The following is a 17,960-nucleotide window of genomic DNA, read 5'->3' as shown; positions in this document are numbered from 1 at the left end:
CGATTTGACGATGAACGGCGATCCTTGTCTCTTGTCCGCAACCGAGCTGCGCGGCCTCGTCGCCGGAAAGCGGATTTCGCCGGTCGAGATCGTCCGCGCGGTTCTTGCGCGCGCCGAGGCGCTTCAGCCCGCATTGAACTGCTTCATCACGCTGTGCGGTGACGAGGCGATCGCAGCTGCGCGCGAAGCCGAGCGCAAGGTGATGGCCGGCGAGCCCCTCGGCCTACTGCACGGCATCCCCGTCAGCGTCAAGGACATCGTCAACACCAAAGGCGTGAAGACCACCTTCGGCGCCGTTCCCTACAAGGACAACGTGCCGACCGAGGATGCCGTCGCCGTTGCGCGGCTGCGCAGCGAGGGCGCGATCCTGATCGGCAAGACCACGACGCCGGAATTCGGTAGCAAGTGCCTGACGGATTCGCCGTTGTTCGGCCGCACCCGTAATGCGTGGAGTGCGGAGCGTTCCTCCGGCGGCTCCAGCGGCGGCGCGGCGGTGGCGGTGGCGAGCGGCATCGCGCCACTTGCAATCGCGACCGACGGCGGCGGCTCGACGCGGATTCCGGCAGCCTGCAATGGCGTGGTCGGGCTGAAGCAGAGCAACGGCGTCGTCCCGCACAGCCAGGCGCTGGACGTGTTCGGCAACCAGACCTATGTCACGCCGACCACCCGTACCGTCGCCGACACCGCGTTGATGATGCAAGCGATGGCCGGTGAGGATTCTTGCGACCCCTGGTCGATCGGCGTCCCGGTACCTGATTTCATCGGCAGCGCCGCCCCGCGCGGCGACCTGCGCGGGCAGAAGATCCTGTTCTGTGCTTCCCCGCCCGGGCGCCCGGTGTCATCGGACGTCGCGGCCGGCTTCAAGGCGAGCCTCGACAGGCTGGCGGAGCTCGGTGCCGAGCTCGAAGAATTCTCCGGCGACGGTTTCGACATCGAGCCGATCTGGCGCGCCATCAACCATACGGTCTGGCGCACGCGCTTTGCAAAGCTCGCGGCCGAGCACAAGGACGAGCTGAGCGAGGCCTTTCTCAAGCAGCTTGCGCTCGCAACCGAGGTCAGCGGCGTAGACTATCAGGAGGCGATGTTCGCGCGCACCGCGCTGTTCCGCCGGGTGCAATCGTTGCTTGCGCGCGGGCACCTGCTGGCGATGCCGACACTGACGCGCACCGCGCTGCCGATCGACCAGGACCTGTTCGGCACCATCGAGATCGACGGGGCGCATTTCGACAGCGTCCGGCCGCATTGGTTCCCCTGGACCATGCCCTTCAACATGACCGGGCATCCCGCCGTCAGCCTGCCCTGCGGTTTCGGCCGCGACGGCCTGCCGATCGGGCTTCAGCTCGTCGGCCGCTTCCGCGGCGACGCCGAATTGCTGCGCGTGAGCGCGCTGTTCGAGGCTTCAAGCGACCTTCTGTCCCGCTGGCCGGCCTGAGGAGATGGGCATGCAGCAAAGAGCTTGCCTCCGGCGGCCAGACATGTTGATCGTGCCGCGGGTGAGCCCTGAAGCCGAGCACGCATGAGCGTCTTTGTCCTCCGACGTCTGTTGACCTTGCTGGCGACGCTGGTCGGCGCCTCGCTGATCATCTTCCTGGTGCTCGACGCGCTGCCCGGCAACGCCGCGCAGATGCTGATGGGCGCCGATGCCTCGCCGGACGCCGTCCGCGCGCTCACTATCAAGCTCGGGCTCGATCAGCCGCTGGCGGTTCGCTATCTGCAATGGATCAAAGGCCTCCTCGTCGGCGATCTCGGCAGCTCCTATGTCTACGGCACGTCGGTCGCGAGCCTGATCGCGGAGCGGTTGGTGCTGACCATTCCGCTCGCGATCATGGCCATGACGGTCACGGTGACGCTGGCGCTCTCCGCCGGCATCTTTACCGCCGCCAACCACAACAAGCTCGGCGACGTCGGCGTGATGTCGCTGACGCAGGTGGGCATCGCGCTGCCGAACTTCTGGTTCGCAATCCTTCTGGTGCTGTTGTTCTCGGTGCGGCTGCAATGGCTCTCGGCGGGCGGCTTTGCCGGCTGGGACGATGGCGTCTGGCCCGGCATCAAGTCGCTGCTGCTGCCGGCGATCTCGCTTGCGGTGGTACAGGCCGCGATCCTCGCGCGGGTCACCCGCTCGGCCGTGCTCGAGGTGCTGCGTGAGGACTTCGTCCGCACGGCACGTGCGAAAGGGCTCGGCAAGCGCGAGGTGCTGTGGCGCCACGTGCTGCGCAACGCCATGATCCCCGTGATGACCGTGATGGGGCTGCAATTCGCCAATCTGCTCGCCGGCACCATCGTGATCGAGAACGTGTTCTACCTGCCGGGCCTCGGCCGCTTGATCTTCCAATCGATCGCCAACCGCGACCTGATCGTGGTGCGCAACTGCGTGATGCTGCTCGCTGCCATGGTCGTCATCGTCAATTTCGTGGTCGATGTGCTCTATGCCTTCATCGATCCCCGTATCAAGGTCCACGACCTGTGAGCGCGCCCCTGACCATTGACGCGCCGGTTGCAATGCGGCCGCTGCCTGCCCGGACGTTCTGGCGCCGCGCACTGCGTCATCGCAGCTTCGTGCTCGGCGGCGCACTGAGCCTGCTGGTGCTCGCGTCCGCGCTGCTGTCGCTGGTGTGGACGCCGTGGTCGCCCTATGAGATCGACATAGCCTCGAAACTCCGGCCGCCGTCGGCATCGCACTGGCTCGGCACCGATTCCTTCGGTCGCGATATCGTCTCGCTGCTGCTTGCCGGCGCGCGTTCGACCATCATGGTCGGCATCATCGCGGTGAGCATCGGTCTCAGCTTCGGCGTCTGCCTCGGCCTGATCGCCTCGGCCAGGCGCGGCTGGACCGAGGAGATCATCATGCGCTTCGCCGATTTCAGCTTCGCCTTTCCGGCCGTGCTCTCTGCGATCATGCTCGCCGCGGTGGTCGGGCCGGGCATGGTGACTTCGATCGTCGCGATCGGAATCTTCCAGATTCCGACACTGACGCGGCTGACCCGCGGTTCGGCCAACGCGATCTGGGCGCGCGAATTCGTGCTGGCCGCGCGCGCCGCGGGCAAGGGGCGCTTCCGCATCACCATCGAGCACGTCCTGCCCAACATCTTGTCGATCCTGATCGTGCAGGTCACCATCCAGTTCGCGCTCGCCATTCTCGCCGAAGCCGCTTTATCCTATCTCGGCCTCGGCACGCAGCCGCCGCAGCCGTCATGGGGCCGCATGCTGAACGATGCGCAGACGCTGCTGTTCCAGTCGCCGATGCTCGCGGTCTATCCGGGCGCTGCGATCGCCATCGCGGTGCTCGGTCTCAACCTGCTTGGTGACGGACTGCGCGACCTGCTCGATCCCAGACTGGCGCGGGAGCGGTGACAATGGCTGATCCCGCAACCATGCCACTGATCGAGGTCGCCAATCTCGGCGTGCGCCTCAACACCAGCCGCGGGCCGGCGCAGGCCGTGCGTGGCGTCAGCTTTGCCCTCAATCGCGGCGAAACGCTCGGGCTCGTCGGCGAGTCTGGCTGCGGCAAGTCGGTCACGGCACTCTCCCTGATGGGGCTGCTGCCGGACAGCGCGGTCGTCAGCGGCAGCATCAAGCTGGATGGCAACGAGCTCGTCGGGCTTTCGGATGCCGATTATTGCCGCCTGCGCGGCAACCGCATCAGCATGATCTTCCAGGAGCCGATGACCGCGCTCAATCCGATGCACACGATCGGCCATCAGGTCGCCGAGCCGCTGCGGCGTCACAAGAGATACTCGGCGTCGCAGGCGCGGCGCGAGACGATCGCCTTGCTCGACCGCGTCGGGCTGCCGGATCCCGCACGGCGCGTTGATGCCTATCCGCACCAGTTCTCCGGCGGCCAGCGCCAGCGCATCACCATCGCCATGGCACTCGCCTGCGAGCCGGACCTGTTGATCGCGGATGAGCCGACCACCGCGCTCGACGTCACCATCCAGGGCCAGATCCTCGACCTCATCGCCGATCTCGTCGAGGAGCGCGGCATGTCGATGATCCTGATCTCGCACGACCTCGGTGTCATCGCCGAGAACGTGCAGCGGATGATGGTGATGTATGGCGGCACCGTCGTCGAGAGCGGGCCGACCGACGAGGTGTTCCGGCGCATGGGGCATCCCTATACGCAGGGCCTGTTCCGCGCCCGGCCGAAGCTCGGTGCGCGCAAGGGGACGCGGCTGAAGACGATCTCGGGCACAGTGCCGGAGCTCGCCGATCTGCCGTCCGGCTGCACCTTCTCCGACCGGTGCCCGCTGGTGATCGATCGGTGCCGCGCCGCGCTGCCGCCGATGGTGGACGTCGGACCCGGCCATTTCGTGCGCTGCATCAGGACGGACGTGTCGATGGCTGAACGCGTCGGAGCGCTGACCGCATGATCACCGCAGCCGAGCCGCTTCTCGACGTGAAGGATCTGGTGCAGCGTTACACGCTGCCGCGTGAAAGCCTGTTCCGGCCGCCAGGGCAGGTGCGCGCGCTCAATGGCGTGAACGTGCGGGTCGCCGCCGGCAAGAGCCTCGGCGTGGTCGGCGAGTCCGGATCGGGCAAGTCGACCTTCGCGCGACTGGTGATGGCGTTGGAGCGGCCCACCTCGGGCCAGGTCGCGCTGCTCGGCCGCGATCTCAACCGCATTTCTGCCGACGAGCTGCGCCGTGCCAGGCGCGATTTCCAGATGGTGTTCCAGGACCCTTACGGCTCGCTCGATCCGCGCCAGACAATTGCCCGCATCGTCGCCGAGCCGCTCACCGTGCTGGAGGAGGCCGATCGCACCAAATTCCGCGAACGCGTCGCCGCGGTGCTGCGCCAGGTCGGCTTGCGCGATGCGGACATGGACAAGTATCCACATGAGTTCTCAGGCGGCCAGCGCCAGCGCATCGCGATTGCGCGTGCCTTGATTACGCAGCCCAAGCTCATCGTGGCGGACGAGCCCGTCTCCGCGCTCGACGTCTCCGTGCAGGCGCAGGTGCTGAACCTGATGCAGGACCTCCAGGAGCAGTTCGGCCTCAGCTACATTCTGATCAGCCATGACCTCGCCGTCGTCGACTATCTCTGCGACGAGGTCGCGGTGATGTATCTCGGCCGGATCGTCGAGCAGGGGCGGCCGGAGGATCTGTTCGAGCGCTGCGCCCATCCCTACACGCGGGCGCTGCTCGATGCCGTGCCGCGGGCGCGCGCCGGCGGCGGCCGGCGGCGGCGCGGAGCCCAGGCGATCGCCTCGCAAGCGGCGGCCGCGGCCGGATGCCCCTATGTGGCGCGCTGCCCGCTTGCCGACCAGCATTGCCGCGAGGTGGCGCCTGAGCTACGCAAGGTGGGCGAGGGGCACCTTGCCGCCTGCCACAAGGCCGAAGCCGTGATGGCGTTGCCGCGGGCGGCCATGGAAGGTTAGTGTCCGGGGCAGGATTGGCGTAGGCTGGAAACAGAGATGGCCGGGGAGTTACGCATGTTGAGGAAACTATCGATCGTCGCCTTTGCCGCCGCGCTCGTCGCGGCGCCGCTGCCGGTGCTGGCGCAGAGCAAGAAGGACAGCGTCGTCATGGCGATGGCGCTGGAGCCGCCGGGGCTCGATCCCACCAATGCCGCCGCCGCTGCGATCGCCGAGGTCACGCTCTACAACATCTACGAGACCCTGACCAAGATCAACGAGGATGGCACCACCTCGCCCCTGCTGGCCGAGAGCTGGACCGCTTCGCCCGACCTGAAGACCTATACGTTCAAGCTGCGCAAGGGCGTCAAATTCCACAATGGCGAGCCGTTCAATTCCGCCGCGGTGAAGTTCTCGTTCGAGCGCAACGCGGTGCCTACCAGCACCAACAAGGACAAGAGCCTGTACCAGAGCTTCGAGTCCGTTGCCGCGCCCGACGCCGAGACGGTCGTGATCACCTTGAAGAATTCGGAGCCGAACCTGCCATTCCTGCTGGGGCAGGCGAGCGGCTCGATCGTCGAGCCGAAGAGCGCAGCCACCAATGTCACGCAGCCGGTCGGCACCGGGCCCTATCAGTTAGGGGCCTGGGCCAAGGGCTCCTCGATCACCCTGACCAAATGGGCCGACTACCGCAACGCCGCTGCGGTCAAGCTGTCGAAGGTGACGATCCGCTTCATCTCCGATCCGGCGGCGCAGACCGCCGCGCTGCTCTCGGGCGACGTCGATGCGTTCCCGCGCGTCTCGGCCCAGCGCACCATCGCCCAGTTCAAGGCCGACCCGCGTTTCACGGTGCTGGTCGGCGGCTCCAGGGCCAAGACCATCGTCGCGATCAACCACCGCAAGAAGCCGCTCGATGACGTCCGCGTTCGCCGCGCCATCCTCGCTGCGATCGATCGCAAGGCGATGATCGACGGCGCCATCGATGGCTTCGGCACGCCGATCGGCAGCTTCTACGTGCCGGGCGCGCTCGGCTATGTCGACACCACCGGTATCAACCCCTACGACCCCGAGAAGGCCAAGAAGCTGCTCAGCGAGGCCGGCGTCACCACGCCGCTCGAATTGTCGCTCAAGCTGCCGCCGCCATCCTATGCGCGGCAGGGCGGCGAGATCGTCGCAGCCCAGCTCGCCAAGGTCGGCATCGTCGCCAAGATCGAGAACGTCGAATGGGCGCAGTGGCTGTCGCAGGTGTTCGCCGGTAACGGTCCGCATAATTTCGACCTCACCATCGTCAGCCATGTCGAGCCGTTCGACCTCGTCAAGATCACCGAGCCGGACTACTACCTCGGCTACAACAACGAGAAGTTCAACGCGCTCTACAAGCAGATCGTCGCGACACCCGACGAGGCTGGCCGCGCAAAACTGCTCGGCGACGCCCAGCGCATGCTGGCCACCGACGCTGTCTCCGCCTACCTCTACCAGCCCCAGCTGATCACCATCACCAACAAGAAGCTGAAGGGTGTCTGGAAGGACGTGCCACAATACGAGAACGATTTCTCGACCTGGGCCTGGGAGTAGGATCGCTCGATCAAGTCGAGCCTGTCGCTTCAATTTTTGGCCTCTCCCCATCGTGGAGAGGCCAATCGTTTGGCAGGTCCAAAACAAAAACCTGAAAAACAACCCCATGCACAGTAGCCGGGGGTAGTCATTTCAATGGTTTACTCAATGGTTTACGCCTTGCGCGGCTCAAAGGTCGACGCTATGCGCTGAGACATTGACCCGTCGGGCAAAACACCGGCATTATGCCATCATCGCGGCCTCATGGTTCGGGACGCGCCGTCAGGCGAGGCACGCCATGAACAAGCCATCCTGCCGCGATGCTGGCATCGCCGCGGCGGCCCCTGGCGCCGAGGCGCCGACCCCTCTGAAGCTCGTCGATGCATCGCTGAGCGATATCGCTCAGGCCTTGGCCAGTGGACAGGTCACTGCGACGGCACTGACCAAAGCTTACCTCGCGCGCATCGAGGCCTACGACCGCAACGGGCCCGCACTCAACGCCGTGCGCGCGCTCAATCCCGATGCGCTCGCGATCGCGGGCAAGCTCGACGGCACCAAGCCATCGGCCAAGCGGCCGCTGGCGGGCATTCCAATCCTGGTGAAGGACAACATTGCGACCGGCGACGAACAGCCGACGACGGCGGGCTCGCTGGCGCTGGAAGGCGCACGTGCCCGGGACGATGCCACAATCGTCAAGCTGCTGCGGGACGCGGGCGCGGTGATCCTGGGCAAGGCGAACCTGACCGAGTTTTCCAACATGCTCGCGATCGACATGCCCGCGGGCTACTCTTCGCTAGGCGGGCAGGTGAAGAATCCTTACGCGCCTGCGCTGGTGGACGATCGCGGCATCCCGGTCGTGTCCCCGGGCGGCTCGAGCTCGGGTTCGGCGGTCGCGGTGGCGGCCGGGCTGTGTGCGGCTTCGATCGGCACCGAGACCTCGGGCTCGCTGCTGTTTCCCGCCAGCCAGAATGGCCTCGTCACCGTGAAGCCGACGGTCGGGCTGATCAGCCGTGCCGGCATCGTGCCGATCGCGCATAGCCTGGACACCGCAGGGCCGATGACGCGCAACGTGCGCGATGCGGCGCTGCTCCTTAACGTGCTGGCGGCGAAGGACCCGCGCGATACGGCGACAGAGCTCCAGCGGCGGCCAGCCGATTACATCGCCGGCCTGACGCAGGATGCGATGAAGGGCGCGCGCATCGGCGTGCCGAGCGACCCCGCCGACCCGCTGAACGATCCCTTCTACGGCAAGCTGCCACCCAAAGGGGCGAAGGTGATGGCGAAGGCGATCAAGGTGCTGGAGGATCTCGGCGCCGTGATCGTGCGCGCCAGCATGCCGACGGCCGGCTGGATGAGCGGACCAGGTACGATCATGGCCGTGCTCAACCGCAATCCGCTGAGCGCTAACAAGGGCAATCCAGTCACGCAGCGGATCGTCTTCCTCTACGAACTGAAGCGAGATCTCAACCTCTACCTGAGGGACTGGGCGACCAATACCGCCATCAAGACTATCACCGACATCGTGGCCTTCAACGAGGCGAATGCAGGCAAGGCGCTGCATTTCGGCCAGGACCTGTTCCTCGCCGCCGACCTCACCAGAGGCGACTTACGCGAACGCGAGTACAAGTCGGCACTTGCCATGGACCTGCTCAGCGCCAGGACCCGCGGCATGGATGCCTACATGAACCAGCACAAACTCGATGCTGTGCTGTTCCCCGGCAGCGGAGGCGCCGCGATCGCCGCCAGGGCAGGCTATCCCAGCGTCATGGTGCCCGGAGGCTTCATCTCGGGGACGACCGACGGCAAGGACACGCCGGACTATCCGCTCGGCGTCACCTTCGCAGGCCGTGCCTGGAGCGAGCACAAGCTGCTGCGTCTGGCCTACGCCTATGAGCAGGCCTCCAACATGCGCAAGCCGCCGCCAGGGTTGAGTGCGCTTTAGACTTCATACCTTGCGCGCTTGTTAGCGCGCAGGTGCTCCGGACGGCATGCACTGACAAAATCGGATGTCTGCTTTTGCAGACAATGCGGACACGCGGTCCCGCCCGCGGAAGGTCATCTTGTGACCCTGGCTGTGTGAAAACGCTGCGCTTGATGTGATTCGCGCGATATGATTCCCGCACGATTTGCGGGGGGCTGGAATGAAGCGCTTCGTTGCGGAGGCGGATCGTGGGCAATCGACGCTATTGCCCGAGTGCCTCGATGATTTCATTGACGAGAGCAACCCTGTTCGCGTGATCGACGTGTTTGTCGATGCGCTCGATTTGGCCGAGCTAAGCTTCGAGGGGGTGAAGCCGGCGGCGACCGGTCGGCCGTCATACCATCCCTCGGTTCTCCTGAAGCTTTACATCTACGGCTATCTGAACCGGGTGCAGTCGAGCCGGCGGCTCGAACGAGAGGCCGGACGCAATGTCGAGACCATGTGGCTGCTGGGCCGGCTCGCACCTGATCACAAGACGATCGCGGACTTCCGCAAAGACAATGGCCTGGCGCTCCGCAAGGTATGCGCACGCTTCGTCGAACTCTGCCGTGAAATGGGTCTCCTCGCGACGTCGAGCGTCGCCATCGATGGCAGCAAGTTCAAAGCTGTGAACAACCGGGACAAGAACTTCACACGCGCGAAGGTGGAGCGGCGGCGCGCGCAGCTGGAGGAGAGCGTCGCGCGCTATCTGAGCCAACTGGACACGGCCGACCGGCAGGAGCCGAGCGAGGCGTTGGCCGCCAAGGTGACGAGGCTAACCGAGAAGCTGACGAAGCTGAGGGAGGAAATGGGCAAGCTTGCCGTCTACGAGAAGCAGATGCTTGCGTCACCCGATCAGCAAATCTCGTTGACCGATCCCGACAGCCGTTCGATGGCGACAAGCGGCCGGGGCTCCGGCACCGTTGGCTACAACGTGCAGGTCGCCGTCGACACCGAGCACCATCTGATCGTAGCGCACGAGGTGACGAACAGCGGCTCAGATCGGGCACAACTCGCCAATATGGCCAAGCAGGCGAAGGCTGTTCTCGAGACCGAGACGCTCGAAGCTGTAGCCGATCGCGGCTACTTCAACAGCCCGGAGATCCTCGCGTGCCACGAGGCCGGCATCACCGTAACTCTGCCCAAGCCGCTGACGTCGGGTGCCAAATCGGAGGGGCGCTTCGGTAAGCAGGACTTTGCCTATTTGCCAGAGGAGGACGCCTATCGCTGTCCGGCTGGGGAGCGATTGCCGTATCGCTACACAAACGAAGAAGACGGCAAGATGCTGCGGCGCTACTGGACCACTGCCTGTCAAAGTTGTTCGCTCAAATCGCAGTGCACGACAGGACCAGAGCGGCGAATTACACGCTGGGAGCACGAGCATCTGCTTGAGGCTGTGCAGCAGCGCCTTGACGCAAACCCAGAAGCCATGCGTCAGCGTCGGGAGACGGTCGAGCATCCGTTCGGCACGATGAAGGCCCGCATGGGAGCGACACACTTCCTCACCAAAACGCTCCCAAAAGTAGCGGCCGAGATGGCACTCTCGGTCTTGGCCTATAATCTTACACGGGTCATGAACATCGTCGGGGCCAAGCCACTGATCACTGCGATCGCGGCCTGAGACAGGCGCGGTTCCTAGCTTCCGGACCGATGCCCTTTGAAGCCGTTTTTACACGGCCAAGACCCGAAGCGGTCGATGTCGAGCTTGTCCCGAGCTAGTATCAGCCTAGCTGATCGACCAGTGCCGACCATAGAGCCCATGGTTCGCCTCGATGTACCGGGTCCTCAATTGCAGTGTGCACCATGACGACCTTAGAGGTCGGATCAACGCAAATATACTGGCCCTTGAATCCTAACAACGCGAACTGCCGCCTCTCACCGGGAAACAGCCACAAGAGATAACCGTAGCCAAATCTCTTCGTCGCCACGACCGGTCGCAGATAGTCATCCAAAGCTCGAACGGTAGTCGCATCGATCATCCATTGCGTCGGAACGATCTGCTTGCCATCCCATGCGCCATCATGCGCCAGCAAACGTCCTAGCCGGGCGTAATCGCGCAGAACGGCATTGAAGCCAAAGTGCCCCAGTTCGAATCCTTCTGCGTCTACCAGCCAATTGGCATCCGCTTCCGCGCCGATCGGTTCCCATACTTTCTCGCGCAGATAGTCAGACGCTGACTTGTTGACCGCACCGTGAAGCACCATGCCGAGCACGTCGGCTTCTATGCTCGCGTAGTAAAATCTCGTTCCCGCTGGGGCGACACGCTGATTGAATTGCACAATGCTCTTAACCGTGCCCAACTTGGAGTCCGGGAACGCGATCCCCATGCCGTTCCACAGGCGATTGAGGTCACGTCCTCCGTCTCTTGTTTCACCGAAATCGACCCCTGAGGACATGTGCAGCAGATCGCGAATTGGCGTCCTGCCGTACTCGCTGCCAATAAAACCCGGTACATAACTTTCGGGGATATCATCGACCGACTTAATCGCCCCCTCCGAGATGGCGATCCCGATCAACAGTCCGGTTATCGTCTTGACCATCGATTGGGATACGAACCGATCTTGATCAGTTCGCGCGTACTGATAGCCTTCGAAGATAATCTGGTCGTCCTTGGCGATCAGCAGGCCAGTGGCCGGATTGCGCGACATGTAGTCGAGGGGCGAAAACTTGCTTCCCTGAAAATTGTAGTAAACGTCTGCCCGTGAGCACTTGAACTTCCAGGGTGTCACAGCTCGCCTGATGAGCCGCGTTGGATAGATGTGATCGATATGGGTGAATGCGCCGACACGATATTTTGGCTCCCAAGGGTCGCCTTGCCTCCGCGCCTCCGCAATGTCGGGAAGAGGATAACCATCTTTGGCGCCGTAAAGCTCGGCGTTTGGACCTGTTGTGGAGAAAATCGGACCGGCGCAGTCTTGCGTCGCGCCGGGGGAAACTGGTTCTGCGGTTGCGGGAACGGGACCAGCAAACGCACAAGCGACTGTAGCGGCCAGCGATGACACAGCCTTGCGACGGGAATATTGCGGCGCCGACACGACGTCCCCCAAAGATTCCCGTAAGTAGAGATCAAATTGGGTGGAAACTTCAAGGGGTATGTCTCCTATTGGCCCAAGCTGTGTGAAAATGCTCTGTTTGTAGTGATTCGCGCGATAAGATTCCCGGCGATCTGGCGGGGCATCTGATGAAGCGCTTTGTTGAAGGGTTGGATCGGGGGCAGAGCACACTGTTTCCGTCGTCGCTCGATGACTATGTGAGCGAGGATAATCCGGTCCGAGCGGTCGACGTGTTCGTCGACGGTCTCGATCTCGGCAAGCTGGGGTTCGTCGGTGTCCAGCCACTCGACACTGGCCGACCGAGTTACCATCCCAGCACTATGCTCAAGCTGTACATCTACGGCTATCTCAATCGGATTCCGTCGAGCTGACGGCTGGAGCGGGAATGCCAGCGCAATATCGAGATGATCTGGTTGACCGGGCAGCTGGCGCCGGACTTCAAGACCATCGCGGACTTCCGCAAGGACAATGGCAAGGCCATTCGTGAGGTCTGTCGCGAGTTCGTCGCGCTGTGCCGCAAGCTTGATCTGTTCAGTGCAGCAAGCGTCGCCATTGATGGATCAAAGTTCAAGGCTGTCAATGCGCGGGACAAGAACTTCACCGAGGCCAAGATGAAGAAACGTCTTGAGCGGATCGATGAGAGCATCGCCCGCTATTTCTCTCAGCTTGAGACCGCCGATCGACATGGCGACGCGGTGCCGGAGGCGAAGGTTGAGCGGCTAAAGGGCAAGATCGAGAAGCTCAAGGAGGAGACCATCCGGCTCAACACGATCAACGCGGAGATGATAAAGAGTGAGGACAAGCAGATATCGCTCTCCGATCCTGACGCGCGCTCGATGGCGACAAGTGGCAAGGACACCGGGATCGTTGGCTACAACGTGCAGATTGCAGTTGATACGCAGCATCATCTCATTGTGGCTCACGAGGTGACCAACGTGGGCAGCGATCGACACCAACTCGCCAACATGGCCAGGCAGGCTCGCGACGAGATGGCTGTCGAGACTCTCGAAGTCGTGGCAGATCGCGGCTATTACGATGGCGAGGAGATCAGGGCCTGCGAGGAAGCCGACATCACGGTGACGTTGCCGAAGCCGATGACTTCGGGCGCCAAGGCTGCTGGCCGCTTCGGCAAACAGGACTTCGTCTATGTCGCCGCCAATGATGTTTATCGCTGTCCCGCCGGCGAGCGGCTAACTTATCACTATACGAACGTAGAGGACGAAAAGACACTGCGCCGATATTGGACAAGCACCTGCAAGACCTGCGCGCTAAGAGCTCAGTGCACGACAGGTCCCGAGCGCCGCATCTCACGCTGGGAGCATGAGGCCGTTCTGGAAAAAGTTCAGGATCGGCTCGACCACAACCCCAATGCAATGGGTGTCCGCCGTCAGACAGCGGAGCATCCGTTCGGCACGATGAAGTGTTGGATGGGAGCAACGCACTTTCTCACGAAAAAGCTGCCAAAGGTGGCCACCGAGATGGCGCTCAACGTGCTCGCCTACAACATGAAGCGCGTGATGATGCTCGTGGGCGTAGGCGGATTGCTGGAGGCGATGCAGGCGTGAGGCCGGCCTCTGCACGACCAAATCAGCGCCTGCACGAAGCTCCTGGTTGCACCGAGATGACAGGAGGTCGATTCCACCGAATTAGAAGCTCGGCGGCCGCAATGCGCCGGTGCGCCCCAAGTTGCCGGATTTTCACACGGCCTGGACCCGGAGCGGACGTTTGTCTTGTCCGTGCATCCGGTCACAATCGGACAAGCCCAGGGCCGACGGACGGACAGCGCGATATCCGGGAGCCGACAATGCGCGCGCCTTGAAGCTTGGCCGATGCCCGGCGCGCCGAGCTGCGTCAGCAATCGCGGCCCTCGTTGATACCGCAAGTCCGATGTTTCCGACTCCGGTTCGCGGCCGGTCTATGTCGCGCGCGCCGCTTACAATGAACTGTTGCTGGGCTCTCCGACGCAGGCGCTGCGCGAGGGCTATCGCGCCATCATCGATGACCTGGAGCTCGAGGTGGCGCCGCCCGGCGCTATGGCCGACCGGGTCGATTTCTACCATCAGAACATCCAGTACGAGCCGGCAGGAACCAACCGGGACGGATTACGGAACATGGCAAAGGCGCTGCCAGCAGGAAGCCAAGCAGGCGCTGACTGGAGCTTTGCGAAAAGGATAGCTAGACCGGAGAGATTGACCAAGCTGCCACGTCATGCGCTGCGGCCCATCCGATTTCGGAGTAGGACACCAGGCGGACATTCGGCAGACGCTTTCCCATACCGATGACGCTATTGATGGAAGATAAAGATAGTCCCCATTCCGGATCATCGGCGATGCCATAGGAACCAAAACCGATTCCACCGGCCTCGTATTGATCAATCAGGGACTTCCATTTTCGCCTTTGATTAGGGTCTGTTTCCTGTAACGCTCTGCGATATTGAGATTCTCCGCGGAAGGTCGCTATCAACGTGCCGCGCGGCCGGAGTGCCCCAATCAGGGCATTGAACAGTTTGTTCATGCGGCCATAGTCGAGATGCGTGAACACTGATCCGACCCAAATCAAGTCCAGATCCTTCGGAAGATCGAGTTGATCGAAGTCGTGATGGGATTGAACGTAATTGCCGGCGAAAGTATCGGCGCAGAAGCGTGAACCGGTTTCGTCTATATCTGCAAAATACAGTTCCGCCTTTGGAAGGAAGGCGCGCAAATGACGGGCTACTCGGCCATGACCGCACCCAAAATCTAGCACTTTTTCGAGGTGGTAGGCGGGGCCGGTCAGAAGCGCGGAGCAAATGATCTGGACCGCGCTAACGCCAACGCCCATGTAATCAGTCCAGCCTTGAACCGCGGCGTTGAACATATGATCGTTTGGATGAAGGTCTCGGATGATTTCGCGAGAACGATAGTCGGTCCAAAGAGTTGATACTACATCTGCGTGCATAGAGGCACCTTTCTATCATAGATTAACACAGTGCGCGGCTGATGGGCAAGGTGGAGGCCGACCATCAGCGCCGGCTCGAGCCGGCGCAAAACGAGAATCTCGACCGGAACCAAGTTGCGCTTCATCGCCAATGCCGATCTTCGCGGCCTGCATCGCGGCGCGCCCGCTAGTAGGCTCCGCCTGTTGCGCACGATCTACGCTGCCTCAGTAGAAAGCCATGAGAGCAGCCAACTCGGGCGCCTCTTTCGCTGCGCGCATGTCTGCTCTGGCCCGGGACTGACCTTGGCTCAGAGCGCCGCGACGGCCGCTTTCGGGAGGTGAGCCGACCAAGCTCTTGTAAGCTGCCGAGGGCTGCCTCTGACCCTGGCTGTGTGAAAACGCTGCGCTTGATGTGATTCGCGCGATATGATTCCCGCACGATTTGCGGGGGGCTGGAATGAAGCGCTTCGTTGCGGAGGCGGATCGTGGGCAATCGACGCTATTGCCCGAGTGCCTCGATGATTTCATTGACGAGAGCAACCCTGTTCGCGTGATCGACGTGTTTGTCGATGCGCTCGATTTGGCCGAGCTAAGCTTCGAGGGGGTGAAGCCGGCGGCGACCGGTCGGCCGTCATACCATCCCTCGGTTCTCCTGAAGCTTTACATCTACGGCTATCTGAACCGGGTGCAGTCGAGCCGGCGGCTCGAACGAGAGGCCGGACGCAATGTCGAGACCATGTGGCTGCTGGGCCGGCTCGCACCTGATCACAAGACGATCGCGGACTTCCGCAAAGACAATGGCCTGGCGCTCCGCAAGGTATGCGCACGCTTCGTCGAACTCTGCCGTGAAATGGGTCTCCTCGCGACGTCGAGCGTCGCCATCGATGGCAGCAAGTTCAAAGCTGTGAACAACCGGGACAAGAACTTCACACGCGCGAAGGTGGAGCGGCGGCGCGCGCAGCTGGAGGAGAGCGTCGCGCGCTATCTGAGCCAACTGGACACGGCCGACCGGCAGGAGCCGAGCGAGGCGTTGGCCGCCAAGGTGACGAGGCTAACCGAGAAGCTGACGAAGCTGAGGGAGGAAATGGGCAAGCTTGCCGTCTACGAGAAGCAGATGCTTGCGTCACCCGATCAGCAAATCTCGTTGACCGATCCCGACAGCCGTTCGATGGCGACAAGCGGCCGGGGCTCCGGCACCGTTGGCTACAACGTGCAGGTCGCCGTCGACACCGAGCACCATCTGATCGTAGCGCACGAGGTGACGAACAGCGGCTCAGATCGGGCACAACTCGCCAATATGGCCAAGCAGGCGAAGGCTGTTCTCGAGACCGAGACGCTCGAAGCTGTAGCCGATCGCGGCTACTTCAACAGCCCGGAGATCCTCGCGTGCCACGAGGCCGGCATCACCGTAACTCTGCCCAAGCCGCTGACGTCGGGTGCCAAATCGGAGGGGCGCTTCGGTAAGCAGGACTTTGCCTATTTGCCAGAGGAGGACGCCTATCGCTGTCCGGCTGGGGAGCGATTGCCGTATCGCTACACAAACGAAGAAGACGGCAAGATGCTGCGGCGCTACTGGACCACTGCCTGTCAAAGTTGTTCGCTCAAATCGCAGTGCACGACAGGACCAGAGCGGCGAATTACACGCTGGGAGCACGAGCATCTGCTTGAGGCTGTGCAGCAGCGCCTTGACGCAAACCCAGAAGCCATGCGTCAGCGTCGGGAGACGGTCGAGCATCCGTTCGGCACGATGAAGGCCCGCATGGGAGCGACACACTTCCTCACCAAAACGCTCCCAAAAGTAGCGGCCGAGATGGCACTCTCGGTCTTGGCCTATAATCTTACACGGGTCATGAACATCGTCGGGGCCAAGCCACTGATCACTGCGATCGCGGCCTGAGACAGGCGCGGTTCCTAGCTTCCGGACCGATGCCCTTTGAAGCCGTTTTTACACGGCCAAGACCCTTAGCTGACCTTCAGCAGGTCTGCTTTTCGGCGGCCAGTGTAGCTCCGCCGCGGCGCGGCCGCTGATGACTTGCGCACTGGTTCATAGAGTAACGCTGTCTGCCACAGTCGAACGTCGCCATGGCGTAACCTCGTTCCTCAAGACTTCGCTGTTGCGGGTATCTGACCGGGCTCGAACGGACCCGGCTCGAAAAAGCCCTCGATCGATTCGACCTTTGCGTAGTTCTCGGCGATGCTCTCGGGTGTCAGATGTGGATCGTAGAAGCCAGGTCCCATGACGATAGCGATACGTTGGATTACTCCGGCTTCCACGTTGTAGATCCTGTTCGTCTCCGAACAACTATCGCTTGCCAGCCAGACCATCGCTGGCGCAACAGCCGCAACCGGCATTGTGGCTTCGCTCTGCTTCAGCCAAGCGGGATCCGCAACCGCCGCTGGGTGCATCCTCGTGTACCCGGCTGGCGAAATGGTGTTCACGAGAATCCCATGCTCAGCACCTTCAATTGCAAGAATGCGCATCAATCCAACTACCGCGCACTTGGCCGCAGCGTAGGTGGCTTGGCCACGTAATCCAAACAGGCCGCTGACTGACGTCGTGAAGATGATCTTCCCGTAGCGCTGTGCGACCATATACGGCCAGGCAGCCTTCACCGTATTAACCGGCCCGCCGAGGTGCACCCGCCAATAGTGATCGAAATCGTCAAGGGTGGCGTCCTCGAATAGCTGGCTTCCGCAGATACCTGCGTTGTTCACGAGGAGGTCTATTCTCCCGAAATGCTCGATGGTCGTCGCGATCAGGTCACTGCCACCTTCAGGGGTGGAAACATTGCTGTCATTCGCGATTGCCTCGCCTCCACGGGATCGAATGCAATCGGCCACCTGTTCCGCGATCGTGGAATCCTTCCCGAACCCCGATACATCGGTCCCCAGGTCGTTTACAACGACCCGGGCGCCGCGTTCGGCGAGAAGTTCGACGTAGGCCCGCCCAAGCCCGCGACCTGCGCCAGTCACAACCGCGACCTTTCCCTCCAACGAAATTCGTTCTGTCATCTCGCAATCCTCCTTCCGGCAAGATTGAATGCGTCTGCGCGCAACCGTGACACCAACTGTCGGGGCGCTATCTCCGTTTGGCAAAGCCAGATTGACGTCCCCGCAATCGACAACG

Annotated in this window: 12 protein-coding genes and 1 pseudogene; 10 read left to right on the top strand and 3 right to left on the bottom strand. The window is 62.5% G+C overall.

The window, feature by feature from the left end; translation table 11 throughout:
- Positions 1–10 precede the first annotated feature (10 nt).
- The 8 genes from ACR9YP_RS31590 (at position 11) to ACR9YP_RS31555 (ending at position 10,485) form a co-directional block, all read left to right on the top strand.
- Complete coding sequence (locus ACR9YP_RS31590) at positions 11–1,432, top strand: amidase (protein ID WP_474217823.1); 1,422 nt, start codon at positions 11–13, stop codon at positions 1,430–1,432.
- Between the two features lie 84 nt (positions 1,433–1,516).
- Positions 1,517–2,467 (top strand): ABC transporter permease, encoded by a 951-nt coding sequence (locus ACR9YP_RS31585; RefSeq protein WP_438109620.1) that lies wholly within the window; start codon positions 1,517–1,519, stop codon positions 2,465–2,467.
- A complete protein-coding gene (locus ACR9YP_RS31580) occupies positions 2,464–3,351 on the top strand; it encodes an ABC transporter permease (protein ID WP_438109619.1) in 888 nt (295 codons plus the stop codon). The genes ACR9YP_RS31585 and ACR9YP_RS31580 overlap by 4 nt, the downstream gene beginning before the upstream one ends.
- A 2-nt stretch (positions 3,352–3,353) precedes the next feature.
- Positions 3,354–4,367: an ABC transporter ATP-binding protein gene (locus ACR9YP_RS31575; RefSeq protein ID WP_474217822.1), complete on the top strand. Its 1,014-nt coding sequence runs from the start codon at positions 3,354–3,356 to the stop codon at positions 4,365–4,367.
- Positions 4,364–5,374: an ABC transporter ATP-binding protein gene (locus ACR9YP_RS31570; RefSeq protein ID WP_438109618.1), complete on the top strand. Its 1,011-nt coding sequence runs from the start codon at positions 4,364–4,366 to the stop codon at positions 5,372–5,374. Before ACR9YP_RS31575 ends, ACR9YP_RS31570 begins: the two co-directional genes overlap by 4 nt.
- A 54-nt stretch (positions 5,375–5,428) precedes the next feature.
- The gene (locus ACR9YP_RS31565) at positions 5,429–6,925 is read left to right on the top strand and encodes an ABC transporter substrate-binding protein (RefSeq protein ID WP_438109617.1); all 1,497 of its coding nucleotides are present in this window, start codon (positions 5,429–5,431) and stop codon (positions 6,923–6,925) included.
- A 277-nt stretch (positions 6,926–7,202) separates the two neighbouring features.
- Complete coding sequence (locus tag ACR9YP_RS31560) at positions 7,203–8,846, top strand: amidase family protein (RefSeq protein ID WP_438109616.1); 1,644 nt, start codon at positions 7,203–7,205, stop codon at positions 8,844–8,846.
- Between the two features lie 199 nt (positions 8,847–9,045).
- Positions 9,046–10,485, top strand: coding sequence for an IS1182 family transposase (locus ACR9YP_RS31555; protein ID WP_474217821.1), 1,440 nt, complete (start codon positions 9,046–9,048; stop codon positions 10,483–10,485).
- 100 nt (positions 10,486–10,585) lie between these two features.
- Here ACR9YP_RS31555 and ACR9YP_RS31550 read toward each other — a convergent pair whose 3' ends face one another.
- Positions 10,586–11,899, bottom strand: a complete 1,314-nt coding sequence (locus ACR9YP_RS31550; protein WP_370990781.1) for a serine hydrolase domain-containing protein — start codon at positions 11,897–11,899, stop codon at positions 10,586–10,588.
- Positions 11,900–12,045: 146 nt separating this feature from the next.
- Between ACR9YP_RS31550 and ACR9YP_RS31545 the strand changes: the two are divergent.
- Positions 12,046–13,482: pseudogene (locus ACR9YP_RS31545) on the top strand (IS1182 family transposase).
- Positions 13,483–14,092: 610 nt separating this feature from the next.
- Here the strand turns inward: ACR9YP_RS31545 and ACR9YP_RS31540 are convergent.
- Positions 14,093–14,854 carry a class I SAM-dependent methyltransferase gene (locus tag ACR9YP_RS31540; RefSeq protein WP_438109614.1) on the bottom strand — a complete coding sequence of 254 codons (762 nt, stop codon included), beginning with the start codon at positions 14,852–14,854 and terminating at the stop codon, positions 14,093–14,095.
- A gap of 436 nt (positions 14,855–15,290) precedes the next feature.
- Between ACR9YP_RS31540 and ACR9YP_RS31535 the strand changes: the two genes are divergently transcribed.
- Positions 15,291–16,730, top strand: coding sequence for an IS1182 family transposase (locus ACR9YP_RS31535; protein ID WP_474217821.1), 1,440 nt, complete (start codon positions 15,291–15,293; stop codon positions 16,728–16,730).
- Positions 16,731–16,933: 203 nt separating this feature from the next.
- Here the strand turns inward: ACR9YP_RS31535 and ACR9YP_RS31530 are convergent, their stop codons facing one another.
- Positions 16,934–17,845: an SDR family NAD(P)-dependent oxidoreductase gene (locus ACR9YP_RS31530; RefSeq protein WP_438109613.1), complete on the bottom strand. Its 912-nt coding sequence runs from the start codon at positions 17,843–17,845 to the stop codon at positions 16,934–16,936.
- Positions 17,846–17,960: the final 115 nt, after the last annotated feature.

It is taken from the genome of Bradyrhizobium sp. BR14999, assembly GCF_056106085.1.
This window is presented reverse-complemented; position numbering and strand designations above follow the sequence as displayed.